Origin of the sequence: Arthrobacter sp. NPDC058127 (assembly GCF_042884555.1) — a bacterium.
Lineage (GTDB): Bacteria > Actinomycetota > Actinomycetes > Actinomycetales > Micrococcaceae > Arthrobacter.
This window is the reverse complement of record NZ_JBHVTT010000001.1, coordinates 507,474-526,489: the sequence shown is the minus strand read 5'-3', so window position 1 is coordinate 526,489 and position 19,016 is coordinate 507,474. Positions and strand designations below refer to the sequence as shown.

Here is a 19,016-nt window from a genome sequence, read left to right as displayed (position 1 = left end):
CTCAGTGGGCCGTATCGAATTCCTCGCCGAACAGTTCTTCGGCCCCCAGCGTTACCACCTCCGTGCCGACAGGCGGACCCTCTTTCAGCAGGGCGGCTTCGCCGGCGATGCGCTCGATGTTGACCGCCTGGCGGACATACACTCGGGGCTCCGGATTCGTGTACACCCAGGTCCTGCCCTGGCTGTCGTACAGGATCGCCCCGTAGGGGACGGTGAGCTTCCCCTGCGGACCGGACGCCGCCATCCCTGTCTTTAGCCCAAGACGTTCGACGGCGCGTTCCGTCAGGGTGATGCGGTGCAGGTCCGTCCCCGGGACTTCTTCCATGGTCGCAGGGGCATCCGCGCCAGGCACGGCTTCGGCTTGCGGCTGGGAGCAGGCCGGCAACGATAGCGTCATGAACGCGGCGACCACCAGGGCGATGAGGACCTTCGTGCCGCGGCCCTGCTGGGAAGCTAACTTTTTCATGATGCACCCTCGTTCTGCGCCCGGAGCAGCGAATCGTTCCGGGTTGCGGTCCTGGGCGCCCGCTCCGGTCCGAATCGAAGCAAAAGTGCGGGCAAGACAAATAGCAGGAAAGGAGTCGTGGTCAGTAGCCCGCCCCAGATAATGACGGCGAGCGGTTGGATGATTTCAGTTCCGACCACGCCGCCGAAGAGCGCGAGCGGGAGCAGTGCAAGAGCCGTCATCAGGGCCGACATCAGTACGGGCATCAACCGATCCCGCGCGCTTCGGACGACGAGCGCGGGCCCGTAGGCCGCGCCGGCCTCGGTCCGCAAGCTTTGGGCGTGCCGTATCAGCAGGATGGAACCACGCACGGCGATACCCAGTACGGCGGAGAAGGCAGGAAGCGAGACCAAGGAGTTGACTCCGCCGGTCATTTGGGCAGTGAGAACCCCGCCCGAGAGCGCCGCAATAAGGCCCAGGAAGACCATCGCGCCTAGCCGCCAGCTTCCAAGCGCCGTCTGGAGGAGCACGAGGATGCCGGCCGCAGCGACCGCCGCCAGTAGCCAAAGCCACCGGGCGCTATTCTGCTGCTCTGCGTACCGGGTGAGGATTTCCGCATGGTACGAGAGCGGGAACTGGAGCTGCCGGAGGCCCTTCTCGATGTCCTGCTGCACGTCGTTGAGCGCGCGCCCCTGAATTTCAGCCTTCACATCGATCCGGCGCGAGGTGTCATCGTGGAGGATGACCGCCTCGTTCCCGACCATGTTTACCTGCGCCACGTCGCCGAGGCGTACGTGCCCGCCGCTGGGGGTGTCGATCAGCAGCTCGCGGACGCTGGTAAGGCTGTTCCGGGTCGACGGCGTTCCTTTGACGATCACCGAAAAGACCTTTTGTTGCTGGTAGATGTTGCCGACTTCGATTCCCTGCAGCAGGGCAGCGGCCGCGCGCCTGACATCGCCTGGGATGACGCCCGCCTTCTGGGCCGCTGCCAGGTCAACCTGGACCTCGACGATGGGTTGTTGGGCGGGCGCGTCGACGTGGGGATTGACGACGCCGTCGGTCCGGGCCAAAATCTGCCGGACTTCATCTGCCTTCTGGCGGAGCGTGGCCATATCCAGGCCGTACACCCGGACGGTGAATCCGGCGTCGGCGGTCTCGCGGATCTGCTCGATCTTCTGCTGAGCGTATGTGGATACTTTGCTGGTCAACCCCGGGTACCCATCTACTACGTGCTGGACGGCCGCTGCGGTGTCGCGGTAGGAGGCATCCGGAGAAACTGTCACCCAGAGCTCCCCAGCGCTGATGTCACCCACTTGGTCCGAAGTGATGGCGCGCCCGACGTGTCCCCCCACATTGGCCACTCCGGGAAGGGTCCGGAGCTCTTGGGCGGCCGCATCAGTGATCCGGCTCATTTCCTGGTCTGATGTGCCGGCGATCGTACTCCACTGCACCACGAGGGTCTTGTCCGGCAGGACGGGCACTGTCGGACTGCCTGTGGCCAGTTGGGGCGTGAGGGCAAGTCCGGCGATGGCGACGGCCGCGGCGCCAGCGAATACCCACCGGGCCTTTCCCGCCCCGCGGGATAAAGCACGGCCGTATCCGCTGCGGACCCTGCCCACGGTGCGTCCTTCCCTTGCAGTGGTCCGGCGGACGGGCAGGACGAAGACCAGCGCCGCGGTCACAGTCAGCGCCACGATCATCGCGACGGCAAGCGTGAGCAGATAGGAAAGGAGCAGCGGACCGAAAAGCGCTCCGTCCTCGCCCGGCACGAAGAACACGGGCAGCACGGACAACGCCATGATCAGCAGAGAGTAGAGAATCGGCGTTCGCACTGCCCGGAGGGACCCCGATATCAAGGTGTCGCTCGACTCCGCGGCGCCGGACCCGACGCCGGACCCCACGCCGGCCCCGGCGCCGGACCCCACGCCGGACCCGACGCCGGCCCTGCCAGCGCGGACTGCGCCATAGAGGTCTTCGGCGACGTCTCCAACGATGACGGCCAAGGCCAGGACCATGCCGGCCAGGACCATGGTGTTCATCCCGGTGCCTCTCAGGTACAGCACCAAAGCTGCCGCCGTCAGTGAGACCGGAATCGTGACCAGGCTGATGACCGCGGTGCGCCAGGACCGGAAGAACGCGCCAAACATGGTGGCTATCAGGACCAGCGAGACAAGCAGTGCGACACCAATTGTGCCGACCTCTTCTTGGATGAACGCTGCCTGTCGGTAGACGGTGGTATCGATCGTGACTCCGGACAAGCCCGGCTGAAGGGCATGGAGCGCCTCGTCGATGCCCCGGGTCACATCCCTCGTGTTCGTCTCTGGAAACTTCTCGATGACCAGGAGCAGTTCGGCATCCTTGCCGGAAAGTGCATCGCCGATCAGCGGCTGGTGATCGGTCACGACGCGGGCGACGTCGCCCAACACCAGCTTTCCGGCCGGCCCCTCCAAACTGACTTGGCCGAGATCCTCGGGCGTGGTGATCGGCAGGACGTGCTGCACTCCGAGCCGCTGGTGGCCGGTCTCCAGGAAGCCGCCGGTGCCGGGTGTGGACGCCTCAAGGTAACTCAAGGGCGACACCCACACGGCGTTACCGGTGGTGGTAATGACCTCGTCCAGCGTCACGCCCTTGGCTTCGAGTTGCTCAGGATCGACCAGGACCTGCAATTGCTGGTCTCGGAGGCCCCAAATAGCCACGTTCGCGACGCCGGGCACCGCGAGGAGGCCGGGCTTCATGGTCCAGCGGGCCAGGACAGACATGTCAATGGCAGACATCTCTTTGGAGGTCAGCCGAATCATCATGACCCGGCTCGTCGATGAGAGCGGCTGCATCAGGACCGGTGCGGCAGACACGTTCGGCAACGCGCGCGCCTGTGTCAGGCGCTCGGACACAAGCTGGCGGGCCCGAAAAAGGTCGGTCCCCGGTTTGAACACCATCTGGATGGATGACAGGCCGGGGACGGATTTGGAATGAATGGCTTCCACCCAGGCCACACCGTTCAACAGGTCCGCTTCCATGGGGGAAGTGATCAGCTGTTCAACTTCCGCGGCGGAGAGCCCCAGGGCCTCGGTCTGGATTTCAACCTGTGGAGGGGCGAATTCCGGGAAGGCATCCACTGCCATGCCCGGCAGGCTCGTGAAGCCGAAACCCAGGATCCCCACTGCCAATGCCAGGACCAGAAACCGGAACTGGAGGACCCACCGGAGGATCGTGCCCATCATGGCCGGTCACCCGGTTCCGCGGGAGCGATGGTGGAGAAGCCGTAGCGGGGAGGAGACACTCCAGAATCGATTTTCCGTAAGTGCCTGATGAAAAAGTTAGATCCCCGATACCTGTCCACCACGCGGCTCCTTGGAACTGTGCCAAAGCGCCCCCAGACGTGTACGTCAATAATGAGCCTCGGGCAAACCCCGGGTCAACGCTCCATGCAAGGATTCTCAGGAGAATAACAGGGAATTTTTCATCTTTTCACAAGTGATAGTGGTACACGCAAGAACTAGCCGCCGGAGCCCGGCGTCGCAACCTCGGCGCGGGGCGTTGTGCCGTAAACGCTTGCACTGATCTGGTAGGCGTGCCCGTCCAATTCCAGTGCCTGCTGATTGATCTCACTCAGCTTGGAGTCTGCGAGCGCCTCCGCTTTGATGAGGTCCAACGACTCTTGGTCCGCACCACCAACCGCTGTCACTTTCACCAGCCCCGTGCCCGCTGAATAGAGCTTTTGCTGGTGGCCCACAGACGGTTCCAGCGGATTGTATTCATCGACGACCAGCACATCGTCATAGCATGCGGCGGGGACGCATACCCGCTCGTGCTGCTTGAAGACAGTTCCGCAATCCAGGAATCCCACGTCGGGTGCGTGGGCCTGGACGTACCCGGGGGTACCGGTCACCGGTTGATCCTGCATGGCGATCCCCGCCTGGGCCTTGGAAATCCCGCTAATAAACGTGCGGGGCGCGCCGGTGAAAGTGCCGTTCTCGTACTCTTCCGGATACTCCCCGAAGAGCCAGACCGCTCCCTTCGCCGTCTGGGCAAAGAAGGCCAGTTCGGATTCCACCAACTGCCCGTCGAAGTAGTCCCGGTCCCACATTACGAGGGTCTTCACGCCGTCAATCACCTTCGTCAGTCCTGTCACGGAGTGGACGACCGTGCGCTCGGAGGTGCCATCGGCACTCTTGACCGTGCCCTTCGTCGTGTACTGCATGCCGGGCTTCAGCGGAAACCACTTGTTGTCTATCCTCGGAGTCGATTGGAAGGCGGAGCGGTCATAGTGGATGGCCGACCCTGCCCCGCAGTACTCTGCGGCGTCGGAGGTCACTGTCGGGGTCGCAGTCGGCGAGGCTGACCCCGACGCCGGCCCTGTCGGTGCCCCGTTTGACGTGGCCGGGGAAGGCGTACTGTTTGGCCCGGAACACGACGCCACCGCGGACAGTGCCAGGAACAGGACGAGCGTGGAACCCCAGGCGGTTAGTCGCTTACTTGGCTGGAACATTTTCGGTGTCCTTCACAACAGGCCAACGTAAGGAGGACTGGGACAGCGAAGAGAGCTCGGCACCCGGGGGAGACCACGTACTTGCCCCGCTGTTCTCAAGCCGCACCGCCCACGGTCCAACTTTTCTCAATTGTGCTCCGGCAGGCGCAGAAAAAGAACAGACCCGCGCACAAACCTGAAGTGGTGAGTACGGGTTCCCTTGGGCAAGCTGGGGGGCCGGCGGCGTCTGGGGTAGAGAGCCCCGAGCCCCGGGCTCCAGGGGCCCTCCCGCCGTCGGCCCCGTCCAATGCCGGTCCCGGAGGGCCGGCTGGTCTATCTCAAGCCGCGGAAGTGTTCCTGTGTTAATTCAACATCTTTCGCGGCCCTAAGGCACGAGTGCCGCCTACTCGTTTTCCAGGCATGATTGGCTGGACACGCGGGCGGCCTACGTAAGCAAGGCGTTCTCCAACTCCTTGTCCACCCGTGCCAGCTCGGCAAGGAGCCGGGTCAGCAGCTCGGCCCCGGACTCGCCGCCGTCCTTGCGTCCAAGATTCTCCAATTCCTGGCACAGGGATGCAGCGCCGGTGGCCCCGATATTGGCCGCCGCACCCTTGAGCGCGTGGGCTGCCTGTTCGAGTTCCGCTCCGCCGCCATCTTCCAACGCCTGATGAAGGGCAGCCACGCCGGAGGGAACGCCGCGCCGGAACGCTTCGGCCGCCGCGGGCAAGAGCCCAAGCCCATCCGCCGGACCCAGTTCACGAAGTACCGCGAGACGTCCCGGGTCAACGGCCGGTGCTTCAGCTTCGGGGGCAGCCTCGCTGGGAACCCACGCCTTCAGGGCATCCTCCAAGGCAGCCAGATCGACTGGTTTGCTGAGGTAATCATCCATGCCGGCTGAAAGGCAGCGCTCGCGGTCTTCGTCCTGGGCTCCGGCGGTCATGGCGATGATGGGCAGCCGCGCGGAGTGGTTCTCCCGTGCTCGAATGCGCTTGGTTGCTTCGAAACCGTCCATGACGGGCATGTGGCAATCCATGAGCACCGCCGCATAGGAGCGGGCGGCGATGGCGGAGACAGCCTCGGCGCCATCGGCGGCCACCTCGGCTTGGTAGCCCAGTTTGGCAACCATTTCACAGGCAACGAGTTGGTTCACCTCGTTGTCTTCCACCACAAGTATCCTTCCTTTGGAAGGCGTGTCCGGACTCGGGGGCCGGGCAAGTGCGGACGCCTGTTCGGTCGCTGCATTGCCCGCAACGAGCCGCATCAGGCGGTCGTAGAGTTCCGAGCCGCGTACGGGTTTCGTGAGCCATTCGCTGATTCCCGCATCAGTCATATCGGTCTTGGATACCTGGGACGCGGACGTCAGCATCATGAGACGGATTCCCCGCAGGGCCGGGTCGCCGGAAAGCTCGTGGGCAAGCTCGAGGCCGTCCATGTCCGGCATGCACATGTCGAGCACGGCAATGTCGAAGGGTTGGCCAGCGGCGGCTGCCGTCCGTGATCGATCGAGGGCCGTGCGTGCGTCGGCTACCGCGTCCGGCCGCAGCCCCCACGTGTCCAATTGCGATTCCAGCACAAACCTGTTGGTGGCATTGTCGTCGACCACCAACACACGCAGACCCGCCAGTAGGCTCGGGACCGGGGGTTCGGGAAGTCGTCCGGGTTCATTAGCCAGCGGCAATCGAAGGGAGAACCAGAACGTGCTTCCCTCGCCGGGCGTACTGCTCAAACCGATTTCCCCGCCCATCACTTCCGTCAGACGCCGGCAGATGGCCAGGCCCAGCCCGGTTCCACCGTACCGACGCGTGGTGGAGGCATCCGCTTGGGAGAACGAATCGAACAAGCGCAGATGATCCGCGGCGTCGATGCCGATGCCGGTGTCGCTGACCTCGAATCGCACTAGCGCGGTTCTTGCGTCCTGGTCCGCGATGTTCACCCTGATGGCGACTTCACCGGACGCGGTGAACTTTACGGCGTTCGAAGCCAGGTTCAACAGGATCTGCCGGATCCGGCCGGCATCGCCGGCCAGCTGCGCGGGAACATCGGGGTGGCAGTACGCAATGAGTTCCAGGCCCTTGCCCTGAGCTGCTTCTGCCAGGAGCCCGGCGACTTCCTCCATCAGCAACTGCGGATCGAAGGGGGTGATGTCCAGGTCGATTTTCCCCGCTTCCAACTTCGAGAAATCCAGGATGTCGTTAATCAAGGTCAACAAAGCTCCGGCGGCGGTCTGAACCCCTTCGGCGTATTTGCGCTGTGCTCCATCCAGGGGTGTGTCCAACAACAGCGTTGTCAGCCCTATGACTCCGTTCATGGGGGTACGGATCTCATGGCTCATCGTCGCGAGGAACTCGGACTTCAACCTGCTCGATTCCAGGGCCGCCTCCCGGGCGCCCAACAGTTCCGCCTCAGCGGCACGCCGGGCAGTAATGTCCTGCCCGATGGTCGCAATTCCGATGACCCCGTGTTCGCCGTGGATCGGGGAGACCGTCAAGGACACGGGGACGACGGACCCATCCTTGCGCATCCGGTCGGTCTCGAAGCTGCGGGCCTGTCCGCCATTCAGGACAGCGGCCAGCACCTCGTCCTCGGCCTGGAGGTAGGGCGGAACGAGGAGCCCGACGTTCTGCCCTGTCGCTTCAGCCGCAGTGTATCCGTACAGCTTCTCCGCCCCGGGGTTCCAGCTGGTGATGAGGCCCTCGGGCGTCATGCCGATGATCGCGTCGGCCGAGGACTCAACGATCGCGGCCAAGCCCTCCACTTGGGCGAGGGCCTCCCGCGCCTGGTGCTGTGCGCGCTGGCGGGAAGTGACGTCACGGAAACTCCAGACCCGTCCCACGATCTCATCCCCGACCAGTTGGGGCCGGGAATACCGCTCAAACGTCCGCCCGTCACGGAATTCCAACATATCCAGGCTCTCCGCCCCCGGATCGGCGTACAGTTCCTGGACTTTGCCTATGAAGCCGTCGGGATCCGTGAGCTGATCCAGCACGAAAGCCAACAGCCGGCCGTCGTCGTGGGACTCCATAAGATCCGTGGGGATGCCCCACAATTCAGCGAACCGTTCATTCGAACCCGCAATGCTACCGTCTGCCCCGACAACCAGAATGCCGTCCGCTGTGGACTCCAGGGTGGCACTGAGCAAAGAGAGCGCATCACGGAGTTCTGCGTCAACGCGAACGCGGTCACTTACCTCGCGGATGGAGGCGACGAGCTGCAGGCCGGGTCCGACGCCGAGGGGAGCGAAGCTGACCTCAATGGGAAACTCGGTGCCGTCGCGGTGGCGGCCGAACAGTTTCAGGTCGGTCCCGGCACGGCGTATTCCCGGATCACTGGCAAAGAGGTCCCGGATGGCGCCACCTTGGCCCATGAACCGCGCCGGAAGCAGCAACTCATAATGCTTGCCGAGCAGCTGGCTACGCGAATAGCCGAATAGCTGCTCTGCGTAGGCATTGCCGAACGCGATCTGACCGTCCGCGTCGATTACGAGCAAAGCGTCCGGTACGGCCTCAACCAGGCCCCTGAAAGAGCCGACGTGATCCAGCGGCTGCTTTTCGTTTGTCATTTCGGCCCCCAGAGCTGAATAGATGACAAGCCCGCCCACATCGGCGGGCGCCTGGGTGTGCCGGTGTGGCCCTCCCCACGGACAGATTATCCGGGAACCGACTCGAAAGCATCACAAAAATGCCATGTACTTCCGGGCGACTACAACCACCGCTGCCGCTTCGGGAAGGGAACCCGGTCCAGGTCGTTCGCGGCCATGACGGCAGCTTCGCCGGACCGCGCGCGGGCCTGCTCCGCGAGCAGTCCGACGTCGGTGTAGCGCGACGAGAAATGGGTGAGAATGAGCATGCCTGCGCCGGCGGCGGCAGCCAACGCCCCCGCCTGCCCGGCGGTGAGGTGGCGGTACTGCGCCGCAAGGCCGCCGTCGTCGTCGCTGAAAGTGGACTCAGCCACGAGAAGGTCCACGCCCTCGGCGAGTTCCTCCGCCCCCGCACATGGCGCCGTGTCCATCACGAAGGCGAAGCTCTGTGCGGGCCTCGGCACGCTCACGTCTTCCAAGCGCACGCCGCCCAGGCTCCCGTCCCGCTGCAGGAGGCTGATATCCGATCCGGTAATCCCGGCCGCCGCAAGCCGCTCCGGCAGAAGGCTGCGGCCCTCGGGCTCCACAACCCTGTAGCCGTATGTCTCGATTCGATGGAGCAGCGGGCGCACCTCCAATCCCGCGGCGATAGGACCCGCGCCGCCGTGCGGATGAAGCCGAAGGTCGATGCCGGGAGACGCAACAGCCACGAGGGCGCGGATCATGTCCTCACCGGACGCGGGATAGTGCAAGTGGATTGGATGCTCCACCCGGTCCAGTGCCATGCGCGAAAGCACGCCCGGCAGCCCGAAACAGTGGTCGCCATGGACATGGGTAATGCAGATACGCGTGATCTGGCTGGCCGAGACGCCAGCTTGGATCATTTGCCGCTGGGTGCCTTCTCCCGGATCGAAGAGCAGGCCCTCGCCATCCCAATGGAGCACGTATCCGTTGTGGTTGCGCGTCCTGGTAGGGACCTGGGAGGCGGTGCCGAGAACCACGAATTCACGCATGGAACCGAGTGTCTCACTACTTGGCGGCTCCACCCATCATCTTGGGCACCCTTGCCCGGTGACGGGCTTGGGAGGAGGATATGCGGCAAACTCAGGAGGCTTTCGTGACACAGCTTGGCAAATTTGAGAAGTACCTGGTCGAGGAATTCTTTGACGACTACCGTGCCGGAGACATGTCCCACGGTACGTTCATTCGTCGGGTGGCGTTCATCACCGGGAGCATGGCCGCGGCTTCCTCGACGATGCTGCAGCTCGGATGTGCTCCGCATGAGGTCCCGCGAAGCACCGATCCCATGCCAAGCCCCATGGCTTCGTCGGCCCGGCTGCCAGGGGAGGCGACGACGGCGGCCGCCGGGCCAGTGCCGGGGGCGAAGAGTCCCCTTTCCGTACCTGAGGGCGTGTCCGGCCTTGTGACGGCCACTGTCCGGTTCCCCGCCGGCGGAACCGGGATCAGCGCCTACCTTGCGAGGCCCGAGGGGGGCGATGCGGGACCGGCGGTGCTCGTCTGCCATGAGAACCGCGGACTTACCCCGCACATCCAGGACGTCGCGCGCCGTTTCGCCAAGGCCGGGTACGTCGCATTGGCACCGGACCTCCTGAGCCGGGATGGAGGCACGCCGGGCGTGGATGCCGACGCAGTCCCCGGAGCGCTGACACGGGCAGGAGCTGAGCGCCATGTTTCGGACTTTTCCGCGGGTTTCGATTACCTCCGGTCATTGGATTTCGTGGACGGCGAGCGGATCGCGATGAATGGCTACTGCTTTGGGGGTGGCATCACTTGGCAGGCCGCGACCGAGATACCCAGGCTGAAAGCCACGGCGGCCTTCTATGGCCCTGCGCCCGAGCTGGAGAAGGTTCCATTCATCAAACCGGCCGTCTTTGGCGTCTATGCCGAACTCGACCAGCGCATCACCGGTGCGATGCCGGCACTCAGGGATGCGCTCGCAGCCACCGATGTCCGCCACAAGCTCACTGTCTATCCCGGCGTCGACCATGCATTCCACAACGACACCAGCGAGCGGTACAACGAAGCGCAGGCGACAGCCGCCTGGCAGGACACGCTGGCCTGGTTCGGGGAGTACGTCTGACCAGACGCTTTGCGAAAGAATGTTCGCATGAGTGACGCAGGCGGGTTTATCGATGAGGCCCTGCGCCGTGAAAGCTCGTGGATCCGCGCTGAAGAGATGCAGACCCGGCTCGGAGGCGGTCTCCGTTGCTACGGCTCCTCAGTCGGGGCTATCCGTGGAACGGTCCGCGACGCCCTGCGCCGCCACCCGGGACTCCCGCACGACGAGGTCACTGCCTTGAGCTCGGAATTGTGGGAGGCGCCCGTCTTCGAGCTCCGGCTCTCGGCAATCGTGTTGTTGCAGTCAAACGTCCATCTGCTGACGAATACCGACCTGACGCGCCTCGAGGGTTTTGTCCGTGAAGGAAGGCTGCGCGAACTGGTCGATCCGCTAGCCGTCGACGTTGTTGGACCCTTGATCGCCGGGCTGGATGGGCAGCCGAGGGTGCGTGCTGAAGGCGTGCTGGATCGTTGGACGCAGGAACCTGACGAGTGGCTGCGGCGCGCCGCCCTGATGTCGCCCCTGAGGGCGCTCTGTGCCGGGGGAGGCGATTGGGACGCGTTTGTGCGCCGCGCCACAACCGCTTTGGACACCGCCCGGGAAACGGGCAGGCAGGCCGAGGTGGTCAGGGAAGGGGTTCACGCCATGCTGAAAGAGGTTGCCAAGCAGCGGCCCGAGCTGCAATTCCCAGGGGCTCAGCTCCTCGGGAAACTGGTGTTGTAGCGGTACATGAAGGCCGCCATGGCATCCCGGGCGACTGCTGTAACTGGCCGATAGGTCCTGGTGCCGTTTGTTTCAGTCCACCCCGTGGAGATTCCCGTGGAGGAGAGCCAGGTTATTTCCTTGTAGAACGCAGTCTGCGGTGTCACGTCGGTGAACGGTGATGCCGCAGGGGCAGTGAACGCCGGGCTGCCTGCGAGACGGTACATGAAGGCCGCCATGGCGTCGCGGTTCACAGGCTGAAGCGGGCGGTAGGTCTTGATGCCGTTTCCTTCGTCCCAGCCGGTGGAGATGCCCTGCGTCGCGAGCCACGTGATTTCTTTGTAGAACGGAGTTTGCGGCGTCAGGTCGGCGAACGGAGAAACGGCCGGGGGCGTGAACGCCGGGCTGCCTGCGAGACGGTACATGAAGGCCGCCATGGCGTCGCGGTTCACAGGCTGAAGCGGGCGGTAGGTCTTGGTCCCGTTCGCTTCGACCCAGCCGGTGGAGATGCCCTGGGTTGCGAGCCAATTGATCTCGGTAAAGTACGTGTAATTGGTGGGGACATCACTGAAGGGGCTCGACGCCGGTGGTGGCGGTGGGGGTGGCGGCGGGGTCGACTGCCCCAAGGCCTGGGCGACGGTCCGGACGGAAGTGGTGCCGTTGGCCGTCCGCGCGGCCAGCCAGGTGACGAACGTGTCAAAGAGCGTGGGGCTTATGGTCAGCGTGGGATCAGTTCCGACCGCGATGTGGTGGAAAGTCAACTCCAGCCATCCGCCGGTGCTTTCGGCATTGGTGACCAAATCCTCCAGATTCTGCAGGGTCCAGGTGCTGTCCACTTCGTCCGGCGCCTTGGTGACAAGGGGGTTCGCCGGAGGAAGGGTCTCGGCGAACGGGCAGCTTGGGCAGCTGGCGGGTGAGCGGATGTCGCCCAAGCCTCGCGCGCTCGCAAATCCGCAGTTCTTCACGTCAGTTTGAACGGACGCGTTTTCGGCCGCAAATGGATAGGCGAAGTTGTTCACCTGGAATCCCCAGCTTTCGAGCGTCGACTTGCCGTTGCAGATTTCAGCGCTGGCGGCTGCCGAGGTGAGCGTCGTCAGATCCGGGTGTGTAACAGTGTGGCCGCCGATCTCGTTGCCATCGCCTGCGATGGTGTGCAGGTCCGCCTGCGTGAGGTAACCCGGGGTGCCGATCCAGCTGGTCGTGATGAAGAAGGTTCCCACCAGCCCGTGGGCTTTCAACACCTGTTCGGCGGCAAGCTGGTTGCCGTTGCCGTCGTCGAAGGTCAAACTCACGATGGTGGGGGCTGCTGCCCGTGCGGGAACGGCGACTCCGCTGAGGGCTCCCGCGGTGAGCAGCAGGGCACCCAGGACGGCGACGATCCGCTTGTACTTTTTCGGGTTGTTTATCCGACGAAATCCGGCCGCTCGCGGGCCTTGCTTCCTGAAACGCTGACCAAAGTTGCGCATGGTTCCTCCACGAGACGAGGGCCCCCAGGCGCGTATGAATGTAGGGTACGCCTTGAACCCGGCAGGTTGAACACAAATAGCGGGCAAGGGCCGAATTCACAGCTTGCGTTCAGGTTCCACGGCCGGTGCACGTCCCGTGGCCGCGACGTTGGCCGGTTCGTCAGCAAGCTCTGCCTCAAGGAGTTCGATACTTGGCAGGCTTGAAGCGAAATCCTCAGGGAGCGATTCGATGATTTTGCTCTGCCATTCCGAGACGCCGATGGGCAGGTTGATTCCCCGCAGCGCGTACTCGGCCACCACGTTGTTCTTCTCCTTGCAGAGCAGGAGGCCGATGGCCGGCTTGTCATCCGGATGCGCCAGGAGATCGTCCACAGCTGACATGTACATGCCTAGTTGGCCGACAAATCCGGGCTCGAACTTCACAGCCTTGAGCTCGATCACAACATAGCAGCGGAGCTTCAAGTGATAAAAGAGGAGATCGGCGAAGAACTCATCGCCGTTGATTTCCAATCGGACCTGCTCGCCGACAAAGGCGAAGCCTTGGCCCAGTTCCAGGAGGAACTTCTCCACATGCTGGACGAGTTGGAGCTCCAGTTCCCGCTCATTGCGGCGGTCGGTCATGGCGACGAAGTCGAACACATAAGGGTCCCTGGTGGCTTGTTGGGCAAGATCCGAGTCCGCCGGCATCATGGTGGTCTTGAAGTTGGTAATCGCCTGCCCGGAGCGCTCATGGAGGCGCGTTTCGATCTGATGGGCAAGAACGTTGCGCGACCATCCGTGTTCGACGGCGGCCGCTGCGTACCAGAGGCGGGTCGCGGCGTCGTCGAGCTTCTCGAGCAGTGCGATCTGGTGGTACCAGGGCAATGTTGCAAGCGGCGCTTGCAACATTGGGAACTCGGGCCACGCCTGCGCGAAAGTCTTCATGTAGCGGAGGTTCCTTGGCGAGAATCCCTTGGAATCCGGAAACCGGGTTCGTATGTCCGCTGAGAGGCGGGTGACGACCTTCGAGCCCCAGCCTTCTTCTGATTCCCGTTGTGCCAGTTGCCGGCCGATGGACCAGTAGGACGCGAGCAACGTCCTGTTCGCTGCGGAAATGGCCCGTGAACGTCCTGTACTGACTTCCTTGGAGACGTTGGCAAGCAGCTCCGGGTACCAGTCCGGCATGGTCGTTCGCGCCGGGGGAGCCGTGAACGACGCCGCTGCTGCCGCCGTCGTGGTCTTTTCCGTTTTCAGTTCCTGACTTTGCACTGGCGTTCCCTCTTTTGTGGCGGCTATGGCTTTTGTGGCGACTATGTACGGCGACGTGGTTTGTCGAGCGTTTCGTCGAACGTATGGGAGAGGGCTGACAATTTAGGAGCTGCCGGGCGCCACCGCTCGGCCGGTTGGATGGGCCGCGCGCAGCCTGTTCCCACGACGGCCCAACACTCGTAATCTGAATGCTGGGAGGTGGTTCCTGTGGAAGCAGCCCAGGGAGATCGGATCATCATTCATGGCAGGACGGTCGGGGCGTCCGACCGGCACGGCGAGATCATCGAAGTCCGCGGTGCAAATGGTGCGCCGCCGTATTTCGTGCGTTTTGACGATGGTCACGAGACCATCCTTTATCCGGGTGGTGATTTCACGATCGATCGCACAGGCGGCAGCTCGTAGCCGGAGGGACGGCCCACTTCCGCCTTGAGCCAATCCCGCCTTGGGCTAAGGTAAGACTTAGCTGTGAAGGAGACCGGGGAGGGCATGCGTGGACCAGATCCTGGAGCTGCCCTTTGAGGTGGCGCTTGCGGCGCTCTTCGCTGTGGTGATGGTCCGGGTCAACGCGACATACTGGATCGGCCGCGGCGCAGCAGTGGGAATCGAACGGACGCGCTTCGCGCGCGCCTTGCATCACCCCAAAGCAAGCAAAGCGCAGGCGCTGATACAACGCTTTGGCCCTTACGCCGTCGTGCTGACCTTCCTGACCATCGGACTCCAAACTGCCGTCAACCTGGCTGCGGGGGCTGCCAGAATGCCACTCAGCCGGTATCTCCCTGCGGCAATAGTAGGCTCCGGCATCTGGGCCTTCGTCTACGCGACCATCGGGCTCGCGGCGATAGACGCCTGGCTCGCCGTCATGGCGGCCTCCCCTTTGGCCGCCGTTCTCCTGGTCCTCTTCCTTGCCGGACTGGCGGTCTGCCTGGTCTTGTGGCGTCGACGTCGGACGGGTGTGGCGCCAGAAGATACAGTGGTCTGAGTTCCATTACCGGACCGGCGAAAGGGCAGGCGTTGAGTATTGAGCTTCCGGACCTTGCGGAAGGCGATTTCTACTACGAATCGCTCGGGAATGGGCGGTTCCGCTCGACCATCCACGCCCAGGGCGCGTGGAATCCGCATGAGCAGCACATGGCGCCCGCATCAGGGATCATGGCTGATGCCCTGCTCCGCCACGAGCCGCGCGACGACGTCCGGCTGGCCCGCCTCAGTTACGAAATCCTGGGATTGATCCCGGGCGGCGAATTCGAAATCACCACTGCCACTGTCCGCCCCGGCAGGACGATTGAACTGATCCAGGCGGAACTCTCGGCGGCAGGACGCGTGGCTATCCGGGCTACCGCCTGGCGGATGGCCACCAGCGACACGAGTGCCGTCGGCGCCATAGAAGACGTCGCAATGCCGGCCCCGGACGAATGCAAGCCGTGGGACGGGGCGAGCGTGTGGCCGGGTGGCTACATCCGGTCGCTGGAAATGCGCATAGCGGAAGGACACCGGGCCGGCTCGGGCAAAGTCTGGATCCGCACAGAGCATCCCCTCACCGACGCGGCGGACAGCGGCGATCTCGCGAGGCTCGTTGGACTCGTGGACACGGCCAACGGTATCGCCGCCCGCGTTTCGCCCGGAAAGAACAGCTACATCTTCCCCAACCTTGACCTGCAGATCCACATGTACCGCGAACCCGCGGGCGAATGGCTGGGCCTGGACAACATGGTCTCCTTTGGCGATGACGGCATCGGCCTGACGTCCACGGTGCTCCACGACATCAGTGGCCCTTTCGGCCGGGCTGAGCAGATCCTCACGCTGAGGAAGAGCTGATGGTTGAAGACCTCACCCGGACGCAGCGCACGCTGACGGTGGTGCGTCAGGAAGAATCGCTCGGCGTCGCTGAAGACCTGGACTTCGGAATTGAGCTCCTCAACCGTGCCCGCAGGGGGCAATTGGTGCCGATGCTCCGCTTGTACCGGCCCCGTCCTACCGTGGCGTTCGGGCAACGCGATGCCAAGCTGCCGGGATTCCAGGCTGCGTCGGAGGCCTGCAGGGACCTCGGTTTCGAACCCTTGATCCGCAAGGCCGGCGGCCGGGCAGCGGCCTACCACCGGGGTACCTTGGTGATCGACCATGTGGAGCCGCACACTGACGCGATTGCCGGAGCGAAGGCCCGCTTCTCCTTCTTTGGCGAGCTCCTGGCGGGTGCGCTCCGCCGCGTCGGGGTGCAGGCCGCCGTCGGGGAGATCCCCGGCGAATACTGCCCTGGTGAGTTCAGCGTCCACGGCCTGGACCCGGATTTCCCAACGCACCAGATCAAGCTGGTCGGCACCGCCCAGAGGGTGGTTTCCGGGGGATGGCTGTTCAGCTCGGTGATCGTCGTCGAGAACTCGGCGCCCATCCGCGAAGTCCTCACTGCCAGCTATGAAGCCCTCGGACTGGAGTGGGACCCCGCCACCGCCGGTGCCGCCAATGACCTCTTGCCGCAACTGGACGTACCCACGGTGGAAGACGCCGTCGTCGCGGCTTACGCGGAATACGCCGAACTCATCGACGGCGATTTCCAGAGCCTGCTCCCGGTGACGAGCACCATTACGCCGTTGTAGCGGATTCCGGCCGGTACTACGCTTGAGGCCACAACCATGAGTACCGGGCGGTGGCTTCCTCCCGGAAATGGAATCTGCCGCCCTCCTGAAGCGAGGTAGAGCAATGGACAAGAAGCCATCCGTTGTCCACGATTCCGACGCGGACCTCACCGTCGGTCCGCCGAAGCGCTCTGCCGCGGGCTTGCCCAGCCTGGTGGACTCCTTGCCCCGCGCGGTGAGCCAGATGGGGCCGTCCCGCACCTGGAAGTCCTTGCTGGCCATGAACCAGAAGGACGGCTTCGACTGCATGAGCTGCGCGTGGCCGGATCCTCCCGAGCGGAAGCTGGCCGAGTTCTGTGAGAACGGTGCAAAGGCCGTCGGGTGGGAGGCGGATCCGCTCAAGGTTCCGTCCACCTTCTGGGACGAGAACGACGTCGACTCCCTCGCCGGGCGCTCGGAATACTGGCTGGGACAGCAGGGCAGGCTCGTGGAACCCGTCTACAAACCCGCAGGGTCGAACCACTACCGTCCCATCAGTTGGGACAATGCGTTCCGGATTGTGGCCCGTGAACTGAATGCCCTGGAATCGCCCGACGAAGCCACCTTCTATACGAGCGGACGGACAAGCAACGAAGCCGCGTTTGTCTACCAGCTCTTCGTCCGCGCCTTCGGTACCAACAACCTGCCCGATTGCTCGAATATGTGCCATGAGTCCACCGGGCTGGCCCTCGGTGAGACGCTCGGCGTGGGCAAGTCCGCCGTGAGCTACACGGACTTTGCCAAGGCGGATTTGATCATCATCATGGGCCAAAACCCGGGGACCTGCCATCCGCGGATGCTCACGGCGTTGGAAGAGGCAAAGCTCGCCGGTGCCAGCATTGTGGCGGTGAACCCGCTGCCGGAGGCCGGACTCATCAACTTCAAGAACCCGCAACGTCCCCGTGGGCTGGTGGGCAAAGGAACGGACCTGGCGGACCAGTTCCTGCAGATCCGCCTCGCAGGGGACATGGCGTTGCTTCAAGCCGTTTCCAAGCGCGTCCTGGAAGCGGAGAAGGCGGCACCGGGGGCAGTTCTGGATCATGCGTTCATCGAGGAGCACTGCCAAGGCCTCGAAGCGTTCCGAGCCCATATCGACAACCTGGATGAGCGGGACGTCCTTGCCGCAACGGGCCTGGGGGTACAGGAAATCGACGAGCTTGCCTCCCGGTACCTGCGTGCGGAGAAGGTCATCATCACCTGGGCCATGGGCCTGACCCAGCACAAGAAGGCCGTGGCGACCATCAAAGAGATCGTCAACCTGCTCCTCCTCCGCGGGAACATCGGCAAACCGGGCGCCGGCCCGTCGCCGATCCGTGGGCACAGCAACGTCCAGGGGGACCGCACCATGGGCATTTGGGAGAAGATGCCCGAACCGTTCCTCAACGCCCTGCAGCGGGAATTCGGCTTCGACCCGCCGCGGCACCCGGGCGTCGATTCCGTGGACAGCATCCGAGGCATGCGCGACGGGCGGATCAAGGTGCTGGTTGCGCTCGGCGGAAACCTGGTCCACGCGATGTCGGACACCACGGCGGCTGAGGCCGCGGTCCGCAAGACCCGGTTGTCGGTCCAGATTTCCACGAAGCTCAACCGCTCCCACGCCGTGGTGGGGGAACAAGCGATGATCCTGCCGACGATGGGCCGCACGGAAATAGACCGCCAGGCCAGCGGCGAGCAATTCGTCACTGTGGAAGACACAGTCTGCGCGGTTCACCGTTCTGCGGGAAGGCTGGAGCCGATCTCCGACAAAGTCTTGTCCGAAGTGGCGATCGTGTGCCGCATGGCCGACACGGTGCTCGGCGATAAAGTCCCGGTTGACTGGGGAGCTTTCGAGGCGAACTACGATTCCGTGCGCGAGCACATTTCCCATGTGGTGCCGGGCTTTGAGGACTTCAACCAGAAAGCCCGGAGCCGTGACGGTTTCGTCCTTTCCCACGGACCCCGGGACGAGCGGAAGTTTCCCACCGCCACCGGGAAAGCAATGTTCACGGTCAACGATCTTGAGACCATCCACGTACCGGAGGGGCGCCTGCTGCTCCAGACAGTACGCTCCCACGACCAATTCAACACGACCACCTACAGCATGAATGACCGTTACCGGGGCGTGAAGAAGGGCCGCCTGGTGCTCTTTGCGCACCGCGACGACCTGGCGGATCTGGGCCTGGCCGACGGCGGCTATGTGGACGTGCACAGCGAAGCCGACGACGGCGTGGACAGGGTCCTGCGCCAGTTGCGGTTGATCGCGTACCCCACAGCCCGCGGTTGCGTGACTGCCTATTACCCGGAAGCGAACGTCCTGGTACCGCTGGATTCGACCGCCGAAGGCAGCAACACGCCGGCGTCCAAGTCGGTAGTGGTGCGGCTGGAACCAGCCGCACCACCGGACTTCAGCGCCAGTGCCCACTAGCGTTCCCCAAAAGGGGG

14 protein-coding genes and 1 pseudogene are annotated in these 19,016 nt (G+C 63.9%); 7 read left to right on the top strand and 8 right to left on the bottom strand.

Annotation, left to right across the window (positions count from 1 at the left end; translation table 11 throughout):
* Position 1: 1 nt before the first annotated feature.
* From ACFVTG_RS02455 to ACFVTG_RS02435, 5 genes are all read right to left on the bottom strand, one after another.
* Positions 2-466 carry a hypothetical protein gene (locus tag ACFVTG_RS02455; RefSeq protein WP_284752706.1) on the bottom strand — a complete coding sequence of 155 codons (465 nt, stop codon included), beginning with the start codon at positions 464-466 and terminating at the stop codon, positions 2-4.
* Positions 463-3,666 (bottom strand): efflux RND transporter permease subunit, encoded by a 3,204-nt coding sequence (locus ACFVTG_RS02450; protein ID WP_390277656.1) that lies wholly within the window; start codon positions 3,664-3,666, stop codon positions 463-465. Before ACFVTG_RS02450 ends, ACFVTG_RS02455 begins: the two co-directional genes overlap by 4 nt.
* A 275-nt stretch (positions 3,667-3,941) precedes the next feature.
* Positions 3,942-4,934, bottom strand: coding sequence for a hypothetical protein (locus tag ACFVTG_RS02445; protein ID WP_390277654.1), 993 nt, complete (start codon positions 4,932-4,934; stop codon positions 3,942-3,944).
* Between the two features lie 424 nt (positions 4,935-5,358).
* The gene (locus ACFVTG_RS02440; RefSeq protein ID WP_390277652.1) at positions 5,359-8,472 is read right to left on the bottom strand and encodes a PAS domain S-box protein; all 3,114 of its coding nucleotides are present in this window, start codon (positions 8,470-8,472) and stop codon (positions 5,359-5,361) included.
* Positions 8,473-8,612: 140 nt separating this feature from the next.
* Positions 8,613-9,503: a ribonuclease Z gene (locus tag ACFVTG_RS02435; RefSeq protein WP_390277650.1), complete on the bottom strand. Its 891-nt coding sequence runs from the start codon at positions 9,501-9,503 to the stop codon at positions 8,613-8,615.
* A gap of 104 nt (positions 9,504-9,607) precedes the next feature.
* On the opposite strand from ACFVTG_RS02435, the gene ACFVTG_RS02430 reads away from it, so the two are divergent.
* On the top strand, positions 9,608-10,591 hold the full coding sequence (locus ACFVTG_RS02430) for a dienelactone hydrolase family protein (RefSeq protein ID WP_390277648.1): 984 nt from the start codon (positions 9,608-9,610) through the stop codon (positions 10,589-10,591).
* A gap of 27 nt (positions 10,592-10,618) precedes the next feature.
* On the top strand, positions 10,619-11,293 hold the full coding sequence (locus ACFVTG_RS02425) for a DNA alkylation repair protein (protein ID WP_390277646.1): 675 nt from the start codon (positions 10,619-10,621) through the stop codon (positions 11,291-11,293).
* Here ACFVTG_RS02425 and ACFVTG_RS02420 read toward each other — a convergent pair.
* The 3 genes and pseudogenes from ACFVTG_RS02420 to ACFVTG_RS02410 form a co-directional block, all read right to left on the bottom strand.
* Positions 11,266-11,988 carry an S-layer homology domain-containing protein gene (locus tag ACFVTG_RS02420; RefSeq protein WP_390277939.1) on the bottom strand — a complete coding sequence of 241 codons (723 nt, stop codon included), beginning with the start codon at positions 11,986-11,988 and terminating at the stop codon, positions 11,266-11,268. The two genes, ACFVTG_RS02425 and ACFVTG_RS02420, sit on opposite strands and share 28 nt — an antisense overlap.
* Before the next feature lie 240 nt (positions 11,989-12,228).
* Positions 12,229-12,738, bottom strand: a pseudogene (locus ACFVTG_RS02415) (polysaccharide deacetylase family protein); the annotation flags it as partial.
* Between the two features lie 96 nt (positions 12,739-12,834).
* Positions 12,835-13,986, bottom strand: coding sequence for a YhcG family protein (locus ACFVTG_RS02410; protein WP_390277644.1), 1,152 nt, complete (start codon positions 13,984-13,986; stop codon positions 12,835-12,837).
* A 207-nt stretch (positions 13,987-14,193) separates the two neighbouring features.
* Between ACFVTG_RS02410 and ACFVTG_RS02405 the strand changes: the two genes are divergently transcribed.
* The 5 genes from ACFVTG_RS02405 to ACFVTG_RS02385 all read left to right on the top strand — a co-directional run bounded on the left by ACFVTG_RS02405 (position 14,194) and on the right by ACFVTG_RS02385 (position 18,999).
* The gene (locus ACFVTG_RS02405) at positions 14,194-14,388 is read left to right on the top strand and encodes a DUF1918 domain-containing protein (protein WP_059389323.1); all 195 of its coding nucleotides are present in this window, start codon (positions 14,194-14,196) and stop codon (positions 14,386-14,388) included.
* A gap of 88 nt (positions 14,389-14,476) precedes the next feature.
* Positions 14,477-14,965: a DedA family protein gene (locus tag ACFVTG_RS02400; protein ID WP_390277642.1), complete on the top strand. Its 489-nt coding sequence runs from the start codon at positions 14,477-14,479 to the stop codon at positions 14,963-14,965.
* Between the two features lie 32 nt (positions 14,966-14,997).
* The gene (locus tag ACFVTG_RS02395; RefSeq protein ID WP_390277641.1) at positions 14,998-15,801 is read left to right on the top strand and encodes a thioesterase family protein; all 804 of its coding nucleotides are present in this window, start codon (positions 14,998-15,000) and stop codon (positions 15,799-15,801) included.
* Positions 15,801-16,577 carry a lipoate--protein ligase family protein gene (locus tag ACFVTG_RS02390; protein WP_284752716.1) on the top strand — a complete coding sequence of 259 codons (777 nt, stop codon included), beginning with the start codon at positions 15,801-15,803 and terminating at the stop codon, positions 16,575-16,577. Before ACFVTG_RS02395 ends, ACFVTG_RS02390 begins: the two co-directional genes overlap by 1 nt.
* Positions 16,578-16,680: 103 nt before the next feature.
* Positions 16,681-18,999: an FdhF/YdeP family oxidoreductase gene (locus tag ACFVTG_RS02385; RefSeq protein ID WP_390277640.1), complete on the top strand. Its 2,319-nt coding sequence runs from the start codon at positions 16,681-16,683 to the stop codon at positions 18,997-18,999.
* The last annotated feature ends 17 nt before the right edge of the window (positions 19,000-19,016 follow it).

Excerpts from the sequence above, each read along its gene's own strand:
- ACFVTG_RS02435 (WP_390277650.1), bottom strand. The coding sequence starts at position 9,503 with ATGCGTGAATTCGTGGTTCTCGGCACCGCCTCCCAGGTCCCTACCAGG.
- ACFVTG_RS02385 (WP_390277640.1), top strand. The coding sequence starts at position 16,681 with ATGGACAAGAAGCCATCCGTTGTCCACGATTCCGACGCGGACCTCACC.
- ACFVTG_RS02425 (WP_390277646.1), top strand. The coding sequence starts at position 10,619 with ATGAGTGACGCAGGCGGGTTTATCGATGAGGCCCTGCGCCGTGAAAGC.
- ACFVTG_RS02455 (WP_284752706.1), bottom strand. The coding sequence starts at position 466 with ATGAAAAAGTTAGCTTCCCAGCAGGGCCGCGGCACGAAGGTCCTCATC.
- ACFVTG_RS02445 (WP_390277654.1), bottom strand. The coding sequence starts at position 4,934 with ATGTTCCAGCCAAGTAAGCGACTAACCGCCTGGGGTTCCACGCTCGTC.
- ACFVTG_RS02390 (WP_284752716.1), top strand. The coding sequence starts at position 15,801 with ATGGTTGAAGACCTCACCCGGACGCAGCGCACGCTGACGGTGGTGCGT.
- ACFVTG_RS02450 (WP_390277656.1), bottom strand. The coding sequence starts at position 3,666 with ATGATGGGCACGATCCTCCGGTGGGTCCTCCAGTTCCGGTTTCTGGTC.
- ACFVTG_RS02440 (WP_390277652.1), bottom strand. The coding sequence starts at position 8,472 with ATGACAAACGAAAAGCAGCCGCTGGATCACGTCGGCTCTTTCAGGGGC.